Origin of the sequence: Nocardia sp. NPDC052112 (genome assembly GCF_040680135.1) — a bacterium.
GTDB lineage: Bacteria > Actinomycetota > Actinomycetes > Mycobacteriales > Mycobacteriaceae > Nocardia.
Map to the genome: position 1 here is coordinate 164,078 of NZ_JBFAWD010000019.1, position 19,625 is coordinate 183,702.

Genomic DNA, 19,625 nt, shown 5'->3' on the forward strand with positions numbered 1-19,625 from the left:
CAGATGATGTACCCCCCGCCTGCGATCGCCTGGACGCCCATGCGCAGATCCGCGACGCGCGAGATCGATCGCCGGACAGCGCCACCGGCCCGGTGGAGGGCAACGGGTGTGGCGACGCTGACTCTTCGTCGGACACCACACTGCGGGCGTCCGATCGTTCGGGCGTCGATGAAGGCATCAGCGGCGCGCGAACTCTATTGCCGGGCAACCTCCCCGAGCGTCCCGCGGGGAAACGTATCGCCATCGTCGGGCCGAGCGGTGCTGGCAAGACCACATTGCTCATGGCGTGGGCGGGTCTGTTCGGTACGCCGCTGCCCGGCGTGACGTTCTTTGCCGAGGATGCGCACATATTCGGCACCTCCGTGCTCGAGAATCTGCGTGTCGCGCGTGGGGATCTCACTGTCGAAGCGGCCGAGAAGGCGTTGTGCGCAGTCGGTCTCGGGGATTGGCTGGAATCGCTGCCGGATGGTGTGCATACGGACCTGGTCGGGGGTGCGGCGGCCGTATCGGGTGGGCAGCGGCGGCGGATTCTGCTCGCCCGTGCGCTCATTTCACCCGCGCGGGTGCTGCTACTCGATGAGCCGACCGAACATCTCGAGGCCGAGGCGGGCGCCCGAATACTGCGTGCGCTACTCGATATCGACAGCGGCTTCGTCGAACCCGACCGAATTGTGGTCGTCGTCACACATCAGCTGCCCTTCGACCACCGCGCCGAAGCGGTGCTGCACATCGAAACATCAGGCCAGGTCAAGGCCATTTTCGGAGCGGAGGAGCTGACCGGTTCAGCGCACCGCGAAATTCCGTTGCCGATGCACTGACCGCTGACTAGATTCGTTTGTACACAAGGAAGGAGGTGGTTCGAAGAATGTATGTTCATAGGACTTGTGAGGTGGCTGTCCGCTAGCGCCACTGCTGCAACGGATTCCGTTCGCGCGAGTGCTGAGCGAATTCCAGGCAGCCACCCGGCCCCCGAGCTACCGGTCTAGTCCGACCGGGACCCGTGCAGGCTTCACCGCCAGCAGGGTACGGCTCGGGGGCCGTTCCATTTTTCGGCACAATTCCTCGAACGGTAGAGTCCGGCGACCGGGTTCGACACGAGGGGTAGCCGATGCCAACGGAGGGTCTAGCGGCAGTGGTTGGACGCCGCATCAGGGCGGTTCGCCGCATGTTCTACGTACACGGAAGTGATGTCGACCGCACCGAGGGCCCCATCGAATTGACCTTCGAGGACGGTTCGGTCCTGCTCTTGGACGCCGGCACCGACGGCGAGGAACTCCGCATCGCATCGACTCCGTGGCGCGACCCGTTCGTCGGCCTCACCGAACCCGAATACATCGACTACGTAGCCGAATTGGGCAAATACACCGCATTCGACGTCGGCTCCGAACCCCCGTACTCCGACCTGATCGGCTGCCACATCGCCGCCGTCTCCGAATCCCACCTGCACGACAACCGCCTGCGCGCCGCCATCCTCGAAGTGAACGGCTCGAAACTCGCCATCGAAACCCTCGCCGACGAACTGCTCGTCACCTGGCACCCGACCCGCCCGCCTGCACACCCATAGTCCTAACCGCACTCCGGCTCGCGGGTGTGCGGCCGACACAATCGGTGCGTACATCCGCGGCGGATGGGCTGTTGGTTTTCCGATTATGTTCCACGGGGACAGGCGCTACGCTGGGGCAATGACCGTTGAGCCGTTGCCGGACTGGGTGATTCCACCTGCCGGTGGATTCACCGTCGAGGACTTCCTGGAGCTGCGCGGCCTTCCCAAGCACACCGAACTGATCGACGGGAGTCTGATCTTCGTGAGTCCGCAGGAAAGATGGCACAGCCGGGCCGTGTCGATTCTCTGGCGGGACCTCGATCAACAAACTCCGCCTGAGCTCTATGCCGACCGTGAGATGGCCGTCAAGCTCGGACCGCGTCAGATGCCGGAGCCAGATGTTCTGGTGGTCAGCATGGCGGCGGCCCACCGAGGGGATCCATCCACCTACTACTTCGCTGAGGACATTGTTCTCGCGGTCGAAGCAGTGTCTCCGGATTCCGAAGAGCGTGACAGGGAGACCAAGCCAGCTAAGTATGCGAAGGCAGGAATCCCGAACTACTGGCGGGTCGAGCGTCGTGACGATGAAGCCGTCGTCTACGTCTACGAACTCGACCCGTTTGCGCATTGCTATGTCCCCGTGGGCATCTTCCACGACCGCCTGAAGATCAGCGTCCCGTTCCCGATCGATATCGACCTGACGTCGATCGGGTGGCGCGGCTAACCGATGTAGCGCTGTAAACGGGCCGACAGGCGGGGTTCCAAGGGACCGTCGGCCACGACCCGCTCCTCGACGTAGGCCAGGTCACCACCTTCGACGATGCCGTACAGTCGCTTGGCTCCGCCGACGACGATGCCGGATTGGCTGCGGATGACGACATCGGTGGCCAATTCCCAGGAGGACTGGGTCAGCGCGGTCCCATAGAAGAGTTCGACGATGCCGGTGCTGTGGGTCAGCAGCAGTTCGATGACCTCGTCATCGCCGTCGATGCCGACGCGCCAGAAGCCGCTCTCGCGCAGATCGGGGCCGCCGTAGGAGCCGTCGGATTCGATGACCCAGGATCGGGAGTCCCAGGACAGGTAGTCGCCACCGTCGTGGGAGACGATGATCTGCTGGCCGAACCGGTAGTCGCCGCGATCGGGATCGTTGCCCTCGCCCTCACCGCGCCACACACCGACCATCGGCAGCAGCGCCAGCATCGACGAACTCAGATCCGGGCCGAGCCGCAGATTCGCGGTGTCCTCCGGCAGCGGCAGATCCGGTAGCACCGGAATATTGCGCACACCAGTCGATTTCGCCCGTTCGGCCGCCTCGGCCACGGCCTCGTCGCCACTGCGGCGCGGGGCCGACTCGGCCGAGCCGTTGCCGTTCAGTTGTTCACTCGCTCGCTCGGCCGGGTTGGAACCTTCGCTCGCGAGTTCACTCATGATTCGGTGAACAACCGGTAGAAGACGTACAGGCCGAACCAGCCGATGAGAACGGCCACGGCCACCAGCAGAATCTCGAAGAAGAGGACCACATTCGGAGTCTAACGACTCGCGTCCCGCCCAGCACAACGGCCCCGTTGCTTCCCGGCTACCGGGAAACGACGGGGCCGTCGGTGGAACTACTTACTTGGCGACCGCCACATCCACGGCGTGGATGCCCGCGCTCTCCGGGCGAACCTCGGCCGAGCCATTGCCCGAGGAGGACAACGCACGCACGGTCCACGCGCCCGGCGCCGCGAAGAAGCGGAAATCGCCGGTGCCCGAGGCCACGACCTCGGCGGTGAAGTCACCGTTGCCGTCGAGCAGGCGCACGAACGCGCCGCCGACGGGCTGACCGTCCGAGCTCAGCACACGGCCGGTGATGACCGTTTCCTTCTCGACATCGACTCCGGCCGGAATGGCCTGGCCCTGGGTAGGTGCTGCGCACATGTGATTACTCTCCCAACTCGATCGGTGCACCGACGAGCGAGCCGTATTCGGTCCAGCTGCCGTCGTAGTTCTTGACATTCTGGTGACCCAGCAGCTCCTGCAGCACGAACCAGGTGTGCGAGGAGCGCTCACCGATGCGGCAGTAGGCGATGGTGTCCTTCGACCCGTCCAGCCCGGCCTCGCCGTAGATCTCGGTCAGCTCGGCATCGGACTTGAAGGTGCCGTCCTCGTTCGCGGCCTTGCTCCACGGCACGTTGATGGCGCCGGGGATGTGGCCGGGGCGCTGGCTCTGCTCCTGCGGCAGGTGGGCCGGAGCCAGGATCTTGCCGGAGAACTCGTCAGGGGAGCGCACGTCGACCAGGTTCTTGGCGCCGATGGCGGCGATGACCTCATCGCGGAATGCGCGGATGGTCAGATCGGGGGCGGCGGCCTTGTACTGGGTGGCCGGGCGGTTCACGGCGTCGCGGGACAGCGGACGACCGTCGAGTTCCCACTTCTTGCGGCCGCCGTCGAGCAGCTTGACGTTGTTGTGGCCGTACAGCTTGAAGTACCAGTAGGCGTATGCGGCGAACCAGTTGTTGTTGCCGCCGTAGAGCACGACCTCGTCGTCGTTCGCGATGCCGCGCGCCGAGAGCAGATCGGAGAACTGCTCCTGGTTCACGAAGTCGCGACGAACCTGATCCTGCAGGTCCTTCTTCCAGTCGAGCCGAACGGCACCCTCGATGTGGCCGCCGTCGTAGGCGGAGGTGTCCTCATCGACCTCGACGAAGACGATGCCGGGGGCGTTGAGGTTCTCTTCGGCCCAGTCAACGGAGACCAGGACATCGGAGCGGGCCATGTTGTTCCTTTCGGGGTGGTGACTTGCAGGGTCAGTTCGCCGGGGACCCAGCGGTGTTCGCGTCAGGCTCGGAGGCGGTAGCTTGCGTGACCACGGAGGGCCCGCGAACACCGCCCATCGGCCCTGCCCGGCGGAGTCGGGCGACCAGCGGATAGATCTGGCAACCCAGGCAGATCCCGAACGCCGCGTTCAAGAACGCCGCGAACAGGGCGAAGCCGGCGAACACCGCGCCGACGACGGTGGAGCCGACCAGGAAACCCAGCAGGCTGACGGCACTGAAGACCAGGCCGAGTAATTGGGCGAACCGTAGCGGGGCCACGGGTTCGGTTTCGACGGTCGGACCGAGGCGCGGCACGATGAACGCCGCGAAGATCCGGCCGTAGGGGTGCCGCCGCGGTCCGTAGGCCGCGCCGATCGCGAAGACCACCGCCTGCAGGCCGATGAGCACCGCGGCGACCGGCGTCGAAACGGCGGCGGCGAGCAGGACCAGGACCAGGACGCCGGTGGTGACCCAGGCGGCGAAGCGTGGCCCGCGGACACCTACGACGGGAATCCCGGTCTCATCGGCGGTGTTTCGGGAGATTGTGGACATTGTGCGTACTCCTGCGCTGAATAGTGCTGTTGGCGGGAAAAATGCCAGTTCGCCGCGGGATCAAGAGATCACTCGCACGACGGACGCAGGTCGGCATCAGGAAATCTGACGGAGCCGACCGCTCAGCCACACAGGCAGCAACAACCACCGAGGCGACACAGATCAACTGTGCGGCGTCGGGTGAGCATCAGCTCGTGGTTGGATTGCACGCAGAGCAGTTTACCTGGTTCCGACGGAGAATTGGACCCGGGGTTCGTCACAGTTGCTATCAACCCATGTCACGCCCGGTTTTTCCGTCGTCAGCCGCGATCCGCCGATGTTTATCCGACAGTCAGCGGTTCCAGCGCGGTCCGCAGGTCCGCCGATTTGGGGACGCCGGAGATGCGGAACCGTTCCCGCCCTTCGATATCGAAGACGAAGGTGGTCGGCAGCGAGAGCACGTTCAGTTCCTTGGCCAGCGCGGGTTCGGCATCGATATCGACCTCGATATCCAGCGGCGGGCGCGGCGATCCGGACAACTCCTCGGTCACTCCGGCGACCACGCGGCGCACCGCGGCGCACGGTCCGCACCAGTCGGCGGAGAAGTGCAGTACCGCCGGGCCAGAGTTGTCGGCGCCGACCGATGCGAGCAGATCGGTGCGCGCCGACTCGATCGGTGCCTCGGTGCCGTTCGCGCGCAGCGTGCCGTTGCGGCGCTGCAGCACGATGCCGACCGCCACCGCGGCGAGCAGCACCATCAGCAGGATTGTGATTTCAATCATGGTCGCCGCAATCTATCCAGGTCGATGGTCACGTTCTCGGCCTTGCCCTCGATGACGATCTGTCCGCCCTGCGCGGACACCTTCGTCGGCCGCAGCCCGAACGGCAGTTCGTTCGTATCGATGGTCCGGGTGAACTGCTCGAGCACCTTGGGGCGTTCGGTATCGGTGATGACCGCGGTCGTCGTGGCATCACCGGTACCACGGTAGATGCTGGTCGCGATGATCTTCACCTGATCGCCGTCGACGGTGAGGTCCGCGGTCACACTCACATTGTCACCGCCGAGCGGTGCACCCGGCTTGCTCGGTGTCTTGCCCGGCATGGTGCCGGTGAGCAGGAGCTGCCCCCCGGTGGTCATGCCGGATCCGCCCGATCCGCCCGTTCCGTCGGATTTGTCGCCGGGTGCCGAATGTACTTGCAGATCCGGAATTTTGAACAGCTTGCCGAGTTCGGTCGGCTCGAGCCGCATCTGCCCCTCGACCCGATCCACCGGCACTGCGCGCACGTTCCCGTCGGTGAGATCGCCCATGGAAAGGTGCGCTCCGGTCAGCGTCGCGCCCACCGAAATCTCGCCAGGAATATCGGGGCGCATGATGCGCGCGCGGATATCGACAGTCTGGTATCGGCCGTCGAGCGCCTGGGTGGCGAACGGGAAGCCGTAGATGACCACGTCGGGATCCGCGGTCAGGTCGGCGCCGACCCGCAGGGCCCGCGACACGCGATACTCGGAGTAGGCGGCGGCGCCGAAATCGATGACTACCGCCAGTACCGCGAGGCACAGCAGCCCGATGATCAGCTTGCGCATGCGGGCAACACTACTTGGCGGTGTGTTTCGGGTATCCAACGTCTCGCCCGAGGTGTCACACTAACCCCGGATGGCGAGGTCATCGGTGTTCACGCGCTAATCTTGCATCCGATTACCTGTGATTAGCGACGTGGCCCCGGCGGTGTGGCTGTTGTCCGGAGCTACTAGATGGGAGGAGGGCTTGTGGAGCTGCTCCTGCTGACCTCCGACCCCAACCCTGAGTCGGTACTGCCCGCACTGTCGCTGCTGGCGCACAATGTGCGCCCGGCGCCGACCGAGGTGGCGTCCCTGCTCGAGGCGGGGACCGCGGATGTCGCGTTGGTCGACGCGCGTACCGACCTGGCCGCGGCCCGCGGCCTGTGCCGACTGCTCGGCAGCACCGGTTCGTCGGTGCCGGTGGTCGCCGTGCTGACCGAGGGCGGACTGGTCGCCGTCAATGCCGACTGGGGCCTGGACGACATTCTGCTGCCCGGTACCGGACCGGCCGAACTGGACGCCCGACTGCGCCTGCTGGTCGGTCGCAACGGTGGAGTCGCGAGTCCGGAGAACACCGGCAAGATCACCCTCGGTGAGTTGGTGATCGACGAGGGCACCTATACCGCCCGGCTGCGCGGTCGCCCGCTGGATCTCACCTATAAGGAATTCGAACTCCTCAAATACCTCGCACAGCACGCGGGCCGGGTCTTCACCCGGGCGCAGCTCCTCCAGGAGGTCTGGGGTTACGACTTCTTCGGTGGCACCCGCACGGTCGACGTGCACGTACGACGCCTGCGCGCCAAACTCGGCAGCGAATACGAATCGTTGATCGGCACCGTCCGCAACGTGGGCTACAAGGCCGTCCGCCCCGCGCGCACCACCACCAAGGGCGAACACGTCGCCTTCCCCGACGACGAACCGGCCGAGGGCACCGACGACTCCCCACCCGTCACCGTCAACGGTTCCGTCCCGTAGTCGACCAAGATCAAGTGGACTCCATGGCGGCATCGCCCGAGAAGCCCCCGCCACCAGCTCCACCTGATCTTGATCGGATGGAATGGCGCGCGGGATTCGCGTGTTCGTCGCGGTGACGGGTTCGACTAGGGAGATGGTCATGGGTGAGGTGGAGCTGCGGTGGTGTGGGGGGCTCGGGGGCGAGGTGGCGGGGGCGGTGCGGGAATTGTTGGAGCGGGCGAGTGTCGCGGATGGTGTCGCGCCGGTTTCCGAACAGGCCGTACTTTCGCTGGTCGCGGCCGATTCCGCGGCCGAGCATCTGCTCGCGCTGCGTGACGGTGTCGTCGCCGGTTACGCGAATCTTGTTCCCGAACATGGCGAACACCCCGCAATGGCGGAGGTCGCCGTAGATCCCGCTGCTCGTGGCCATGGCATCGGTGCGGAATTGGTCTCGGCGGCGCTGGCGAAGGGCGGATCCGGTGCTCGGGTCTGGGCGCACGGAAATCGGCCCGCCGCCGCGGCCCTTGCGACCCGGCTCGGACTGCGCACCGTGCGCGAGTTGTGGCAGATGCGGCGGTCGCTGGCAACGCCGGAGCTACCGGCTTTGGCGGTCCCGGAAGATATCGCGCTGCGGACCTACGAAGGGTCCTCCGATGATGCCGAATTGTTGCGTGTCAATAACGCGGCCTTCGCCTGGCATCCGGAACAGGGCGGCTGGACCCAGCGCGATGTAACGGTCCGGCGCGCGGAGTCCTGGTTCGACCCGAAGGGGCTGTTCATCGCGGTGGATCCGGCCGATCCGGCCCGCATCCTCGGATTCCACTGGACAAAGGTGCATTACGACGAGAACCCGCCGGTCGGCGAGGTCTACGTGGTCGGTATCGATCCGGCCGCGCAAGGCCGAGGACTCGGCCGCCTGCTCACCCTCGCGGGCCTGCACTACCTGCGCGAACGTGGCCTGTCGGGGGTTCTGCTCTATACCGAGGCCGACAACACCGCGGCCGTGCGCACTTACACGCGACTCGGCTTCGCTCCGGCGCATATCGATGTCGCCTATTCGGCCGGTGACTGAATAACAGGGAGACCGCCGGAGTTACTCGAGTAACACTGGGGCAAATGTCACACATTTCGGTCGCAATCGCGCCGGGCTGTTCACCTGCCGTTCACCCAGCCTGGTCCAAATGTCAACCGAGCGACCTTACGTTACATAAGGGCGGCACCGTTGCCGCCTGGTGCGCAAGTTCCCCGCGAACGGCACCACGAAACCCGCCCGGGCCGGTGAGGGACCGGGCGTGTCGAACGCGATTCCCCGGAGGAATAAGTGAACTTCAAGCGCAGCAGCGCCCTGATCGGTGTGCTGGCCGCGGTTGCCATGCCCCTGGCCGCCTGTGGCAGTGACGACAACACTTCTGCCAGTGGCGATTCCACCGCCAAGGTCGATGTCGCCTGTGGCGGTAAGAAGGCCCTCAAGGCCAGCGGTTCCTCGGCCCAGAAGAACGCCATGGACCGCTTCGTCGCCGCCTACGAGGCCAACTGCAGCGGCTCCACGCTGAACTACACCTCCAGCGGTTCGGGCGCCGGCGTCAACGAATTCCTCGGCGGCCAGACCGATTTCGCCGGTTCCGACTCGCCGCTGAGCGCCTCGAAGGGTGAGCCGGCCAAGGCGCAGGAGCGCTGCGGCTCCCCGGCGTGGAACCTGCCGACCGTCTTCGGCCCGATCGCCATCACCTACAACATCGACGGTGTGAGCGATCTGGTGCTCGACGGCCCGACCGCGGCCAAGGTGTTCAACGGCACCGTCGCCAGCTGGGATGCGCCCGAGATCAAGGCGCTGAACCCGACCGCCAAGCTGCCCTCGGACAAGATCGCGGTGATCTTCCGCAGCGATGAGTCGGGCACCACCGACAACTTCCAGCTCTACCTGGACGCCGCTGCCGACGGCGCGTGGGGCAAGGGCGCGGGCAAGACCTTCAACGGCGGTGTCGGTGAGGGTGCCAAGGGCAACGAGGGCACCTCGGCCGCCATCAAGAGCACCAAGAACTCGATCACCTACAACGAGTGGTCCTTCGCCAAGGCGCAGAACCTGTCGATCGCGCAGGTCGTCACCTCGGCGTCCAAGGATCCGGTCAAGCTGAGCCCGGAGTCCGCGGCCAAGGCCGTCGACAGCGTGAAGATCAAGGGCGAGGGCAACGACCTGGTGCTCGACACCTCGTCGTTCTACAAGCCGACCGCGGCCGGTGCCTACCCGATCATCCTGCCGACCTACGAGATCGTCTGCTCGAAGTACGCCGACGCCGATACGGCCAAGGCGGTCAAGGCTTTCCTGACCTCGGCCGTCAACAACGGCCAGAAGGGTCTCGACACCGCGGGCTACGTCGCGATCCCGGACAAGTTCAAGACCAAGCTGACCACCGCGATCAACGCCATCAACTGATAGCCGCCACGCCATGACCGTGCACCCTGAGGTGTCCGCCGCGGACCAGTCGGACTCGACTGGTCCGCTGGCGGCTGGAGATACTGCCCCTATGTCGAGTGAACCGAGCACCGAACCGGCCTCACCGAAAGATCCTGCCGCACCATCGGCCAGGAAAGGCCACAACCAAGGGGCCGAGGTCGTCTTCCGGTCGCTTGCCACCGCAGCGGGTGCCACGGTCGTGGCGGCCATCGCACTGATCGCCCTGTTCCTACTGATCCGGGCCTGGCCCTCGATCATGGCGAACGAAGCGAACTTCTTCACCAGCAGCGAGTTCAACACCACCAATGCCGACCACCTGCGGTTCGGTATTCGGGACCTGCTCATGGTCACGGTGCTGAGCTCGATGCTGGCGCTGATCATCGCGGTGCCCATCGGTGTGGGCATCGCGCTATTCCTGACCCACTATTCGCCGAAGCCGATGGCGCGTCCGTTCGCGATGCTCGTCGATCTGCTGGCGGCGGTGCCGTCGATCGTATTCGGTCTGTGGGGCTTCCTGGTGCTCGCACCGAAGCTCGAACCCGTCGAGACATTCCTGAACGACAAGCTCGGCTGGTTCTTCCTTTTCGCCGACGGCAATGTGTCGATCTCCGGTGGTGGCACCGTCTTCACCGCGGGCGTGGTGCTCGCGGTGATGATCCTGCCGATCATCACCTCGGTCTCGCGCGAGGTCTTCAACCTGACGCCCGTCTCGCATATCGAGGCCGCGCAGGCACTCGGCGCGACCAAATGGGAAATGGTGCGGATGACCGTGCTGCCCTATGGCCGCAGCGGTGTGATCGCCGGATCCATGCTCGGCCTCGGCCGTGCGCTCGGTGAGACGATCGCGGTGTTGGTCATCCTGCGCACCTCGGCGCAGGCCGGACACTGGTCGCTGTTCGACGGCGGCTACACCTTCGCCTCCAAAATCGCCGCCGCCGCTTCGGAATTCAGTCAGCCACTGCCGACCGGTGCCTACATCGCCGCCGGCTTCGTGCTGTTCGCGCTGACCTTCATCGTCAATGCGCTGGCCCGGCTCGTATCCGGTGGAAGGGTGAACGGGTAATGACCACCACGACGACTCTCGACAAGCCGGTCAAGGCGCCCACCTTCCGGCATGTCAGCACGGCCCGCCGGGTCAAGAACAATATCGCCACCGCGGTGGTCTGGCTCTGCTTCGCGATCGCACTCGTGCCGCTGATCTGGGTGCTGTTCATGGTGGTGTCGAAGGGCATCGACTCGGTCGTCTCGCCGGACTGGTGGCAGAAATCGCAGAAAGGCATCCTGCCGGATCAGTCCGGTGGCGGTGTGTACCACGCGATTTACGGCACCATCGTGCAGACCGTCGTCGCCGCGATCATCGCGGTGCCGCTCGGCATCATGGCCGCCGTGTATCTGGTCGAATACGGCCGTGGCGTGCTGGCCAAGGTGACCACCTTCATGGTGGACATCCTCGCGGGTGTGCCGTCCATCGTCGCGGCCTTGTTCATCTTCGCGCTGTGGATCGCGACATTCGGTTTCCCGCAAAGCTCCTTCGCGGTATCGCTGGCGTTGGTGCTGCTGATGCTGCCGGTGGTGATCCGCAGCACGGAGGAAATGCTGAAGCTGGTACCCGACGAATTGCGCGAGGCCTCCTACGCACTCGGAATTCCCAAGTGGAAGACCATTGTTCGGATCGTCGTGCCGACCGCGGCGCCCGGCATGATCAGCGGCATCCTGCTGGCGCTGGCCCGCGTCATGGGTGAGACCGCGCCGGTGCTGGTGCTGGTCGGCTACAGCAAGTCGATCAACACCAATCTCTTCGACGGCAATATGGCCTCGCTGCCGCTGTTGATCTACCAAGAGCTGGCGAATCCGGAGCCTGCGGGCCGGGCGCGGGTGTGGGGTGCGGCGCTGACGCTGATCCTGCTGATCGCCCTGCTGTACGCGGCGGCCGCGGTCGTCAACAAGCTGCTCACGCGGAACCGATAGAAGCGAACGGATATTCAGATGGCCAAGCGGATCGACGTCAAAGACCTGAACATCTACTACGGCAAGTTCCATGCCGTCGCCGATGTGGACCTGACCGTGCTGCCGCGTAGCGTGACCGCATTCATCGGACCGTCGGGTTGCGGTAAGTCCACCGTGCTGCGTTCGCTCAACCGGATGCACGAGGTGACCCCGAATGCGCGCGTCGAGGGCGCGGTGCTGCTGGACGGCGAGGACATCTACGGCTCCACCGTCGACCCGGTCGGCGTGCGCCGCACCATCGGCATGGTGTTCCAGCGCCCGAACCCGTTCCCCACCATGTCGATTCGCGACAATGTGGTGGCCGGGCTGAAGCTGCAGGGAGTGCGCAACAGGAAGGAGCTCGACGAGGTCGCCGAGCGTTCGTTGCGCGGCGCCAACCTGTGGAACGAGGTCAAGGACCGGCTGGACAAGCCGGGCGGCGGCCTCTCCGGTGGTCAGCAGCAGCGTCTGTGCATTGCGCGCGCCATCGCGGTGTCGCCCGATGTGCTGCTGATGGACGAGCCGTGTTCGGCGCTGGACCCGATCTCCACCTTGGCGATCGAGGATCTGATCACCGAGCTGAAGAAGGAATTCACCATCGTCATCGTCACGCACAATATGCAGCAGGCCGCGCGTGTGAGTGACCAGACCGGCTTCTTCAACCTGGAGGCGCAGGGCAAGCCGGGCAAACTGATCGAGATCGACGATACCGAGAAGATCTTCTCCAACCCGGGGCAGAAAGCTACAGAGGATTACATCTCCGGCCGCTTCGGATAGCTCTCCCCCCGCCTCCCCCGGATCTTCAGGCGCCAGACTCAGGTGCCTGAGGTCGTGTTGGCGGCTGGCAGTACGAGCGGATCCGGTCAGCCCGTACCCGGCGAGTTACCCATGTGCTCGCGAAAGCAGTCGAGTCGGTAGAAACATGAAGGCCCACATTGCATGTGGGCCTTTACTGTTGTCCGGCAAGCGGTTTCGCCGGAATTACACCGAGGCGTCGGGATCCGGCGGCAGCTCACCGGTGACCAGGAAGATCACGCGGCGGCCGATCTCCACGGCATGGTCGGCGAAGCGCTCGTAGTAGCGGCCGAGCAGCGTGACATCGACGGCCGCGGCGACGCCGTACTTCCAGTCACGATCCATCAGCAACGTGAACAGGTGACGGTGCAGATCATCCATCGCCTCGTCGTCCTCGTTGAGCTGCGCGGCGCGCTCCGGATCGCGGGTCTCGAGTACCTCTTTGGCACTCCCGCCCATATTCACCGCGATACGGCCCATTTCCGCGAAGTAGCCGTTCACGGCTTCGGGCACGGCGTGGTTGGGGTGGCGGCGCCGGGTCACCTTGGCGACGTGCAGTGCCAGCGCGCCCATCCGGTTGACGTCCTGGACGATCTGGATCGCGCTCACCACCTGCCGCAGATCACCTGCCACCGGCGCCTGCAGCGCAAGCAGGGCAAACGACTTCTCCTCGGCGTCGGTGATCATTTCGGCGATCCGGTCGCCCTCGGTGATCACCGACTCGGCCAGAGTGAGATCGGCCTGGAGCAGAGACTGGGTGGCCCGCTCCATTGCCGAACCAGCCAGACCGGCCATCTCGCCCAGCAGGTGGGCAAGATCGGCCATTTGCTCGTTGTAGATGACACGCATGAAAACAGACACTAGCGCCAGGTGCTGACCGAGTCACCAACTCTGGGTTAATGGGTGGTGCCGAACGATTGCGACGGTGTTGCCCCAGCTCGCGGCCGTACCTACTTGCAGGTCTCGTCGGCGGCGTTGACGTGCTCCAGATCCGAGGGCAGTGTGACCGGTTCCGCGCTCGCCATGGTGACCGAGACATTCGAGATCGGATCGCCGACCGGTGTAGGAGTGCGAATGGTCGGGTTATCGGCACCGATCACGACCTCGACGATGCCACCGAGACTGTTCGACTGCTCCATCGTCGCTCCCGGTATGGAACTGGCCACCGTGGCCGCCTCGGCCTCGTGGCCGGACCCGAAGCGCACCTTGGTGGCGACCTCGGAATTCCCGCCGGAGTAATTGCCGGTGTTGTAGATCTGGAAGCCCTGGTTGCCCAGCTTGGTCGCCGCCTTATTGGCCGCGCCTGCCGTCTCCGAGCCATTGGAGACCAGCAGCGATACCGTGCTCGGATCGACCGCGGTCAGCTTCGGCGGCGTCGGCTGAGCCGACGGGATCGAACCAGGGGCCGGGGTCGACTTCTTCTCACCGGGCAATGGCTGGTCATCGATGACGGCGCGGAAGATCGCCTTGATATCCGACTCGCGCGGGATCTCGTTGCCGTAAGAGGTGGTGCCCGCGGTCGGGATGGTCAGGAAGGTGACCGCGCCCGCGTCGACCTTCTGCAGGGACCGGCCGAGCGTCAGCAGGTCGGTCGGCTGCACCTTGTCGACGAAGGTGTGGCTGGTGAACGCGGAGATAAAGCCGTTCAACTTGCCGGGATCGAAGAGCACCCGGCTTGACAGTGCGCCGCGCAGCAGCGAGGCCAGGAAGCGCTGCTGCCGGTTGATCCGGTCGTAGTCGCTGCGTTCCTCGCCGTAGACGTGTCTGGCGCGCACATAGTTGAGTGCGGTCTCGCCGTTGATGCGCTGGCGTCCCGGATTCTCCAGCACGGTGCCGAGGATGCCGTCGATGATCGGCTTGGGGGTGCAGACATCGACGCCGCCGACCTGATCGACCATCGCCTCGAATCCGGCGAAGTCGATGCCGATGAAGTGTCCGATGCTCAAACCCGTCATCTTGCGGATCACGTTGACCAGACACTTCGGTCCGGCGAGCGCGTACACGGCATTCAGCTTGTCGCCCATGGCCGAGGGGAAGACCTCATTGGTGTACTCGGCCTTGTCGTTGTCCCAGCCGTTGCACTGCGGCCGGGTGACATCGAGGTCGCGAGGGAACGAGACCACCACGACGCGCGAGCGGTTCTTGGGGATGTTCACCAGCATGACGGTGTCCGCGCGCGAGCCCTCGGCATCGTCCAGCGTGCCCGCACCCACTTGCCCGTTCACGCCCGCACGGGTGTCGGTGCCGACGAGCAGGTAGTTCTCGTCACCGAGCTGTGCGCCGGAGTCGACGACATCTTCCGGATGGTCGTCGAGCGCGGAAACCTGGGTGAAGCCGTTGGCGGTCGAGCGCAGATAGCTCCAGCCGCCGCCGGTGACCAGCAGTGCGACCACCGCACAGACGATCAGGGTGGCCCGGCCGGCGAGCTGCAGCCGCTTATTGCGACGCTGCCGACTCGCGGCGAGCCGCGACAGGCCGACGCGGGTGGATGCGGCCGCGGTTTTCGGTTCATCCGGATCGGTGGTCGGCCAGCCGATGGCGCGCTTCTTGGTGCGCGGGGTGTCCTCGACCGGGGGGATTACGTCGGTGACGACCTCGGGCGGCTCTTTCCCGCCGGACGCGGTCGAGGCACGGCGTTTCGCGGGGCGCGCGGCTGTCGGGGTGCCCGCGATGTCGTCGACGACCGGAGAGGCCCCGGAACGACGGGCCGAGTCGGCCTTGGCGGCGGGGGTGGCCGAGGTTCGGGGTGCGTCTGCCTTGCGGCCGGCCGGGGTGCTCGATGTGCGAGGTGCGTCGGCTTTGCGGCCGGCTGGCATGGCCGAGGTGCGGGGCGGCGCGTCGGCTTTGCGGCCGGCGGGGGTGGCCGAGGTGCGGGGTGCGTCGGCTTTGCGGCCGGCTGGCATGGCCGAGGTGCGGGGCGGCGCGTCCGCTTGGCGTGCGGATGGAGCGTTCGATTTGCGCGGCGGAACATCGGCTTGTCGCGTGGTCGATTCCGGCGGCTTCGGGGCAGCCCGGTTCGCCTGCGTCGGCGGCGCGTCCGGCGTCGTGGACCGGCGTCTGCGCCCGCTGCGTTCGTTATCGACCCGCTGGACCAGATCCTGAACGGTCAGCGGGGCAGAGCTGGAGTCGGGATCGTTATGTCGGGCGCGGCGGGACGACCTCGCACCGTCCCGTTCGGTGTAATCCGCCGTGGGATAGCGCTCCCACGGGGCGCGACCTCCGGGCCGTGGCGACTGCCCGTGCCGATCGTCACCCACCTACGAACCTCGCTTTTCGTCTCCGCTGCCGTTTCGGCCGCTTTCGACCGGCATGACCGATTCCGCCAATGATAACGATTCCGCCACGGCGAGCCAGCCCAGTGCGAATTCGACTGGCCGAGGTTGTCTCTTGCATCGGAATATGTGCTGTTCGGAAGCTTCTTGACGATTGGGTAACGGTGCGGTCGCGGGACCGGCTCAGCCGCCGCTGTGCATCAGATCCGCGCCGGTGGGAACGGCCGGATCGTCGGGATCGTCGAGCCAGCCGTGCGGCAGCGCCACCTTGCCCGGCGAACCCTGACGGCCGCGCGGTCCCTCGGCGTCACGGGGGAATGGCGCGGTCGGGTCGAGTTGCCCGATGAGGTCCTGCAATTGTGTGAGGCTCGACACTGTGGCGAAGGAGCGGCGCAGGTCCGCGCCGACCGGGAAGCCCATCAGATACCAGGCCATATGCTTGCGCAGATCACGCATGGCCTTGTCCTCACCGAGATGTTCGGCGAGCAGGGCGCCGTGCCGGTAGAGCACCTCGCCGACGCGGCCGAGATTCGGCGCCTCGGGCAGCGCCTCGCCGCGCAGTGCCGCCTGCAATTCGGCGAACAGCCACGGGCGGCCGAGGCAGCCTCGGCCGACAACGACTCCGTCGCAACCGGTTTCGTCCATCATGCGCACCGCGTCGGCGGCGGCGAAGATATCGCCGTTGCCGAGCACCGGAATCGTCGTGACGGCCTCCTTGAGCCGGGCGATCGCCGTCCAGTCGGCCTGGCCCGAATACCGCTGCGCGGCGGTGCGGGCGTGCAGTGCGACGGCCTTGGCGCCCGCGGCCTCGGCAATGCGCCCCGCGTCCAAGTAGGTGAGATGGTCGTCGTCGATGCCGATGCGGAACTTCACCGTCACCGGAACACCGGCCGGTTCGGCGCCGGACACCATCGCTTCGACGATCTTGCTGAACAGCGCGCGCTTATACGGCAGCGCCGCACCGCCACCCAGCCGCGTCACCTTCGGCACCGGGCAGCCCAGGTTGAGATCGATGTGATCAGCCCAGCCCTCGCCGACGATTATCCGCACGGCCTCGCCGAGTGTGGCCGGATCCACGCCGTAGAGCTGCATCGAGCGCGGATGCTCGTCCTCGTCGAAGGACATCATGTGCAGCGTCTTCTCATTGCGCTCGACCACTGCCCGCGCGGTGATCATCTCGCACACGTAGATAGACGTCGAGCTGCCGAACTCCCGGCACAACTTCCGAAACGCCAGGTTGGTGATGCCCGCCATCGGCGCGAGCACCACCGCCGGATCGACCGGATACGGCCCGATCCGCAGCATGCTCTTGGCCTCAGCGGTAATAGTCACGCCCACCAGTGTCTCATCCGGACGATCCCGGTCCGCTGCCACCGTTGTCCGATGTGCACTGGCGCACGCCCGGTCGATCGGGCCCTGGTGGGCGGCCGGGCGAGACGCCGGGCTGCGGTCGACGGAGTCCCGGCGGATTGCCCCGCACGCGGACCAGGCGTTGCCGGGTCCACGTGGGCGAGGCGGTCACCACCCCGGTCGCTGCCAGCGCGGCGAGCGCGGCGGCGAGCAGCACCTGGCCGGCCTGGACGTCGCGCACAGCGACGAGGGGGACCGCCCGACATCCATGTCCAGGTAGGCCGAGGCGCGGAAGGCGAGTACCGCGGTAGCCGTGCGGGGCGTCGACCGCGAAGTGGCGGCGGCGGGCTCGAATTCGCGTCCCGCGATGCCCTGTTCACCGCGATTGTCGGCGCGAATTCGGAGCCACGCCAAAGGGCTTCGGCTACTCGCCGCGCAGTCTGCGGTGGTAGATCTCGCGCACGGCGGGGTCGGGTCGGGTGAAAGCGGTAGTTGCTCCGGTTAATTCGGCGACCCAGAGCTGTGCGCGGTAGGGCAGCAGTTGTGCTGATCTGATGATGGCCGCGAGTCGGCGCGGCACGGTCACCAGTGGTTTGTCCTGCTGTACCGATTTCACGATCGCCTTCGCGACATCCTCCGGATCCACCGTGGTCAGCGGGGTGATCCAGTTCGGCATACTGGCACCGGCGGACAGTTCGGTGCGCACGATGCCCGGTAGCACCGCACCGACGTGCACGCCGTGCTCCTTCATCTCCAGGTGCAGCGCCGAGGTGAACCCGACCACAGCGTGTTTGGTCGCGCAGTAGGTGGCCAGCCCCGGAAAGCCCTGTGTCCCAGCCAAAGACGCGATATTGATCAGGTGTCCGCTGCCGCGGTCCTTGAACCGTTCGATCGCGAGCCGGGAACCGTGGATCACCCCGTTGAGGTTGATACCGATGATTCGATCGGTCATCGCCTCGTCCTCATCGGCAAATAGACCGGTCGGCATGATGCCCGCATTGTTGACGAGCACATCCAACGGCCCCAACTCGTCGTCCACGGTGTCGAGGAAGGCCGCGAACGAGGCGCGATCGGTGACATTCAGCGGCAGACCGACGACCTTGGCGTCCGGGTCCGCACCCAACTCCGCCGCCGTCTTGGCCACCAGTTCGACATCGATATCGCCGATCGCGACCGCGGCACCCGCCGCCAGAAACGCCTCGGCGCTCGCGCGCCCGATGCCGCGCGCCCCGCCGGTGATCGCGACAACCTTGCCGGTGAGCGCCCCATCGCTCTTCGATGTGCTCGACATATCCTCGGCCTCCTACGGTCCGGTGAGCTGTGGCCGGTCAGCGCGGCGCGCCGTCGGCGGCAGTACCACCAGTGTCGAGGTTCGCGGCCGGATCGTCGGCGGATTCGGCATCGGGCCCGCGATGTTCCGCGTCGGGTCGGTGCCCCGGCACCGAGGGCACTTCGGCCTTCTCAGACGCTCTCAGTAGCCTGCTACCCGCGGGTAACGCCCGTGACCACCAGACTTACCGGGAGAGGGCGAATGACGGAACGGATCGAGGGCACCGCGGCAGGCGGGGACGACTCCGGCGTGGAGCTGGGCAAGGCCGCCGACGCGCAGGCGTCCGATACGAAGGCCGACAAGTCCGCACAGCAGTCGGGAACCGTGTCGATTCGCATCTCCACCGTCGTTCTCGGCACGGTAATCGGCGCGTTGGTAATCGCGGTCGCCGTGCTGAGCGGCTTTCTGTTCTCGGCCCGCAGCGATCTCGCCGATCGAAACGATCGGGCGGCCGCGGATAAGAAGGCCGAACAGGTGGCCACCGAATACGCGGTCGGCGCCGCCACCGTCAATTACCAGGACATCCCGTCATGGGTGGCCGAGCTGAAAGCGAATACCGTTCCGCAGCTGGCGAATAAGTTCGATGCGACGGCGCCCAAGCTCGAACAGATTCTGGTTCCGTTGAAGTGGACCTCCACCGCCGCGCCGATTACCGCGAAGGTGATGTCGGAGCAAGGCAGTGTCTACAAAGTCGATGTGTTCGTAAATGTGAGTTCGACGAATGCGCAGAGCCCGGAAGGGGCGCAGACAACGGTGACCTACAACATCACGCTGGATAAGAACTCGGATTGGAAGATCACCGATGTGGGCGGTGTCGACGGTGCACTGCCGATGAAGTAGCGCCGCAACGAGTTTCGATGTTGAACCTATAAGTTCGTCACCGAGATCGGTGTTGCCGAACATAAACGCGCCGCCGCCGGAGGAATCCGGCGGCGGCGCGTTTATGTTCGCGGCGGTCGAGATCAGCCGGCGATGCCGGCGAGTTCGCGCTTCTTGGCTTCGCGGGCGAGCATGCGGTCGCGCTGCTCTTCGAACTTGACGACGTCTTGGCCC

At 65.8% G+C, this 19,625-nt stretch carries 21 protein-coding genes; 10 read left to right on the forward strand and 11 right to left on the reverse strand.

Features of this window, described 5'->3' with window-relative positions:
- From AB0L58_RS31315 to AB0L58_RS31325, 3 genes are all read left to right on the forward strand, one after another.
- Positions 1-818, forward strand: an 818-nt coding sequence (locus tag AB0L58_RS31315; protein ID WP_364392271.1) for an ATP-binding cassette domain-containing protein, incomplete at its 5' end; no start/stop codon positions are given.
- Between the two features lie 347 nt (positions 819-1,165).
- Complete coding sequence (locus AB0L58_RS31320; protein WP_364392274.1) at positions 1,166-1,564, forward strand: hypothetical protein; 399 nt, start codon at positions 1,166-1,168, stop codon at positions 1,562-1,564.
- A gap of 118 nt (positions 1,565-1,682) precedes the next feature.
- Complete coding sequence (locus AB0L58_RS31325; protein WP_364392276.1) at positions 1,683-2,267, forward strand: Uma2 family endonuclease; 585 nt, start codon at positions 1,683-1,685, stop codon at positions 2,265-2,267.
- On the opposite strand, the gene AB0L58_RS31330 is transcribed toward AB0L58_RS31325, so the two are convergent.
- From AB0L58_RS31330 to AB0L58_RS31355, 6 genes are all read right to left on the reverse strand, one after another.
- Positions 2,264-2,971, reverse strand: coding sequence for an FABP family protein (locus tag AB0L58_RS31330; protein WP_364392278.1), 708 nt, complete (start codon positions 2,969-2,971; stop codon positions 2,264-2,266). The genes AB0L58_RS31325 and AB0L58_RS31330 overlap by 4 nt on opposite strands.
- A gap of 183 nt (positions 2,972-3,154) precedes the next feature.
- Positions 3,155-3,460 (reverse strand): DUF1416 domain-containing protein, encoded by a 306-nt coding sequence (locus tag AB0L58_RS31335; protein ID WP_364392280.1) that lies wholly within the window; start codon positions 3,458-3,460, stop codon positions 3,155-3,157.
- A gap of 4 nt (positions 3,461-3,464) precedes the next feature.
- Positions 3,465-4,298 (reverse strand): sulfurtransferase, encoded by an 834-nt coding sequence (locus tag AB0L58_RS31340; RefSeq protein WP_364392282.1) that lies wholly within the window; start codon positions 4,296-4,298, stop codon positions 3,465-3,467.
- Between the two features lie 31 nt (positions 4,299-4,329).
- Positions 4,330-4,890: a DUF4395 domain-containing protein gene (locus AB0L58_RS31345; RefSeq protein WP_364392284.1), complete on the reverse strand. Its 561-nt coding sequence runs from the start codon at positions 4,888-4,890 to the stop codon at positions 4,330-4,332.
- Positions 4,891-5,210: 320 nt separating this feature from the next.
- Positions 5,211-5,651 (reverse strand): thioredoxin family protein, encoded by a 441-nt coding sequence (locus AB0L58_RS31350; protein WP_364392286.1) that lies wholly within the window; start codon positions 5,649-5,651, stop codon positions 5,211-5,213.
- On the reverse strand, positions 5,648-6,454 hold the full coding sequence (locus AB0L58_RS31355) for an LmeA family phospholipid-binding protein (RefSeq protein ID WP_364392288.1): 807 nt from the start codon (positions 6,452-6,454) through the stop codon (positions 5,648-5,650). Before AB0L58_RS31355 ends, AB0L58_RS31350 begins: the two co-directional genes overlap by 4 nt.
- A gap of 183 nt (positions 6,455-6,637) precedes the next feature.
- Here AB0L58_RS31355 and AB0L58_RS31360 point away from each other — a divergent pair, with 183 nt between their 5' ends.
- The 6 genes from AB0L58_RS31360 to pstB all read left to right on the forward strand — a co-directional run bounded on the left by AB0L58_RS31360 (position 6,638) and on the right by pstB (position 12,602).
- On the forward strand, positions 6,638-7,405 hold the full coding sequence (locus tag AB0L58_RS31360; protein ID WP_364392290.1) for a response regulator transcription factor: 768 nt from the start codon (positions 6,638-6,640) through the stop codon (positions 7,403-7,405).
- A gap of 139 nt (positions 7,406-7,544) precedes the next feature.
- Positions 7,545-8,456, forward strand: a complete 912-nt coding sequence (gene mshD, locus AB0L58_RS31365; RefSeq protein WP_364392292.1) for a mycothiol synthase — start codon at positions 7,545-7,547, stop codon at positions 8,454-8,456.
- Positions 8,457-8,705: 249 nt separating this feature from the next.
- Positions 8,706-9,818 (forward strand): phosphate ABC transporter substrate-binding protein PstS, encoded by a 1,113-nt coding sequence (gene pstS, locus AB0L58_RS31370; protein WP_364392295.1) that lies wholly within the window; start codon positions 8,706-8,708, stop codon positions 9,816-9,818.
- A 91-nt stretch (positions 9,819-9,909) separates the two neighbouring features.
- Positions 9,910-10,902, forward strand: coding sequence for a phosphate ABC transporter permease subunit PstC (gene pstC, locus AB0L58_RS31375; RefSeq protein ID WP_364392297.1), 993 nt, complete (start codon positions 9,910-9,912; stop codon positions 10,900-10,902).
- Positions 10,902-11,807, forward strand: a complete 906-nt coding sequence (gene pstA / locus AB0L58_RS31380; RefSeq protein ID WP_364392298.1) for a phosphate ABC transporter permease PstA — start codon at positions 10,902-10,904, stop codon at positions 11,805-11,807. The genes pstC and pstA overlap by 1 nt, the downstream gene beginning before the upstream one ends.
- An 18-nt stretch (positions 11,808-11,825) precedes the next feature.
- The gene (pstB, locus tag AB0L58_RS31385; RefSeq protein ID WP_364392300.1) at positions 11,826-12,602 is read left to right on the forward strand and encodes a phosphate ABC transporter ATP-binding protein PstB; all 777 of its coding nucleotides are present in this window, start codon (positions 11,826-11,828) and stop codon (positions 12,600-12,602) included.
- A gap of 204 nt (positions 12,603-12,806) precedes the next feature.
- Here pstB and phoU read toward each other — a convergent pair whose 3' ends face one another.
- From phoU to AB0L58_RS31410, 5 genes are all read right to left on the reverse strand, one after another.
- Positions 12,807-13,469, reverse strand: a complete 663-nt coding sequence (gene phoU / locus AB0L58_RS31390; protein ID WP_364392303.1) for a phosphate signaling complex protein PhoU — start codon at positions 13,467-13,469, stop codon at positions 12,807-12,809.
- 101 nt (positions 13,470-13,570) lie between these two features.
- Positions 13,571-15,877 (reverse strand): LCP family protein, encoded by a 2,307-nt coding sequence (locus tag AB0L58_RS31395; RefSeq protein ID WP_364392305.1) that lies wholly within the window; start codon positions 15,875-15,877, stop codon positions 13,571-13,573.
- A 198-nt stretch (positions 15,878-16,075) separates the two neighbouring features.
- On the reverse strand, positions 16,076-17,197 hold the full coding sequence (gene dusB / locus AB0L58_RS31400) for a tRNA dihydrouridine synthase DusB (protein WP_364392338.1): 1,122 nt from the start codon (positions 17,195-17,197) through the stop codon (positions 16,076-16,078).
- Positions 17,198-17,237: 40 nt separating this feature from the next.
- The gene (locus tag AB0L58_RS31405; RefSeq protein ID WP_364392308.1) at positions 17,238-17,483 is read right to left on the reverse strand and encodes a hypothetical protein; all 246 of its coding nucleotides are present in this window, start codon (positions 17,481-17,483) and stop codon (positions 17,238-17,240) included.
- A 183-nt stretch (positions 17,484-17,666) separates the two neighbouring features.
- A complete protein-coding gene (locus AB0L58_RS31410; protein ID WP_364392310.1) occupies positions 17,667-18,533 on the reverse strand; it encodes an SDR family oxidoreductase in 867 nt (288 codons plus the stop codon).
- Positions 18,534-18,773: 240 nt separating this feature from the next.
- Here AB0L58_RS31410 and AB0L58_RS31415 point away from each other — a divergent pair, with 240 nt between their 5' ends.
- Positions 18,774-19,412: a hypothetical protein gene (locus tag AB0L58_RS31415; RefSeq protein ID WP_364392312.1), complete on the forward strand. Its 639-nt coding sequence runs from the start codon at positions 18,774-18,776 to the stop codon at positions 19,410-19,412.
- Positions 19,413-19,625: the final 213 nt, after the last annotated feature.

Coding starts and splice junctions, on each gene's coding strand:
- dusB (WP_364392338.1), bottom strand. CDS start 17,197: ATGCTGCGGATCGGGCCGTATCCGGTCGATCCGGCGGTGGTGCTCGCG.
- phoU (WP_364392303.1), bottom strand. CDS start 13,469: ATGCGTGTCATCTACAACGAGCAAATGGCCGATCTTGCCCACCTGCTG.
- mshD (WP_364392292.1), top strand. CDS start 7,545: ATGGGTGAGGTGGAGCTGCGGTGGTGTGGGGGGCTCGGGGGCGAGGTG.
- pstB (WP_364392300.1), top strand. CDS start 11,826: ATGGCCAAGCGGATCGACGTCAAAGACCTGAACATCTACTACGGCAAG.
- AB0L58_RS31320 (WP_364392274.1), top strand. CDS start 1,166: ATGTTCTACGTACACGGAAGTGATGTCGACCGCACCGAGGGCCCCATC.
- AB0L58_RS31410 (WP_364392310.1), bottom strand. CDS start 18,533: ATGTCGAGCACATCGAAGAGCGATGGGGCGCTCACCGGCAAGGTTGTC.
- AB0L58_RS31355 (WP_364392288.1), bottom strand. CDS start 6,454: ATGCGCAAGCTGATCATCGGGCTGCTGTGCCTCGCGGTACTGGCGGTA.
- pstC (WP_364392297.1), top strand. CDS start 9,910: ATGTCGAGTGAACCGAGCACCGAACCGGCCTCACCGAAAGATCCTGCC.
- AB0L58_RS31350 (WP_364392286.1), bottom strand. CDS start 5,651: ATGATTGAAATCACAATCCTGCTGATGGTGCTGCTCGCCGCGGTGGCG.
- AB0L58_RS31325 (WP_364392276.1), top strand. CDS start 1,683: ATGACCGTTGAGCCGTTGCCGGACTGGGTGATTCCACCTGCCGGTGGA.
- AB0L58_RS31335 (WP_364392280.1), bottom strand. CDS start 3,460: ATGTGCGCAGCACCTACCCAGGGCCAGGCCATTCCGGCCGGAGTCGAT.
- AB0L58_RS31415 (WP_364392312.1), top strand. CDS start 18,774: ATGACGGAACGGATCGAGGGCACCGCGGCAGGCGGGGACGACTCCGGC.
- AB0L58_RS31330 (WP_364392278.1), bottom strand. CDS start 2,971: ATGAGTGAACTCGCGAGCGAAGGTTCCAACCCGGCCGAGCGAGCGAGT.
- AB0L58_RS31345 (WP_364392284.1), bottom strand. CDS start 4,890: ATGTCCACAATCTCCCGAAACACCGCCGATGAGACCGGGATTCCCGTC.
- AB0L58_RS31340 (WP_364392282.1), bottom strand. CDS start 4,298: ATGGCCCGCTCCGATGTCCTGGTCTCCGTTGACTGGGCCGAAGAGAAC.
- pstA (WP_364392298.1), top strand. CDS start 10,902: ATGACCACCACGACGACTCTCGACAAGCCGGTCAAGGCGCCCACCTTC.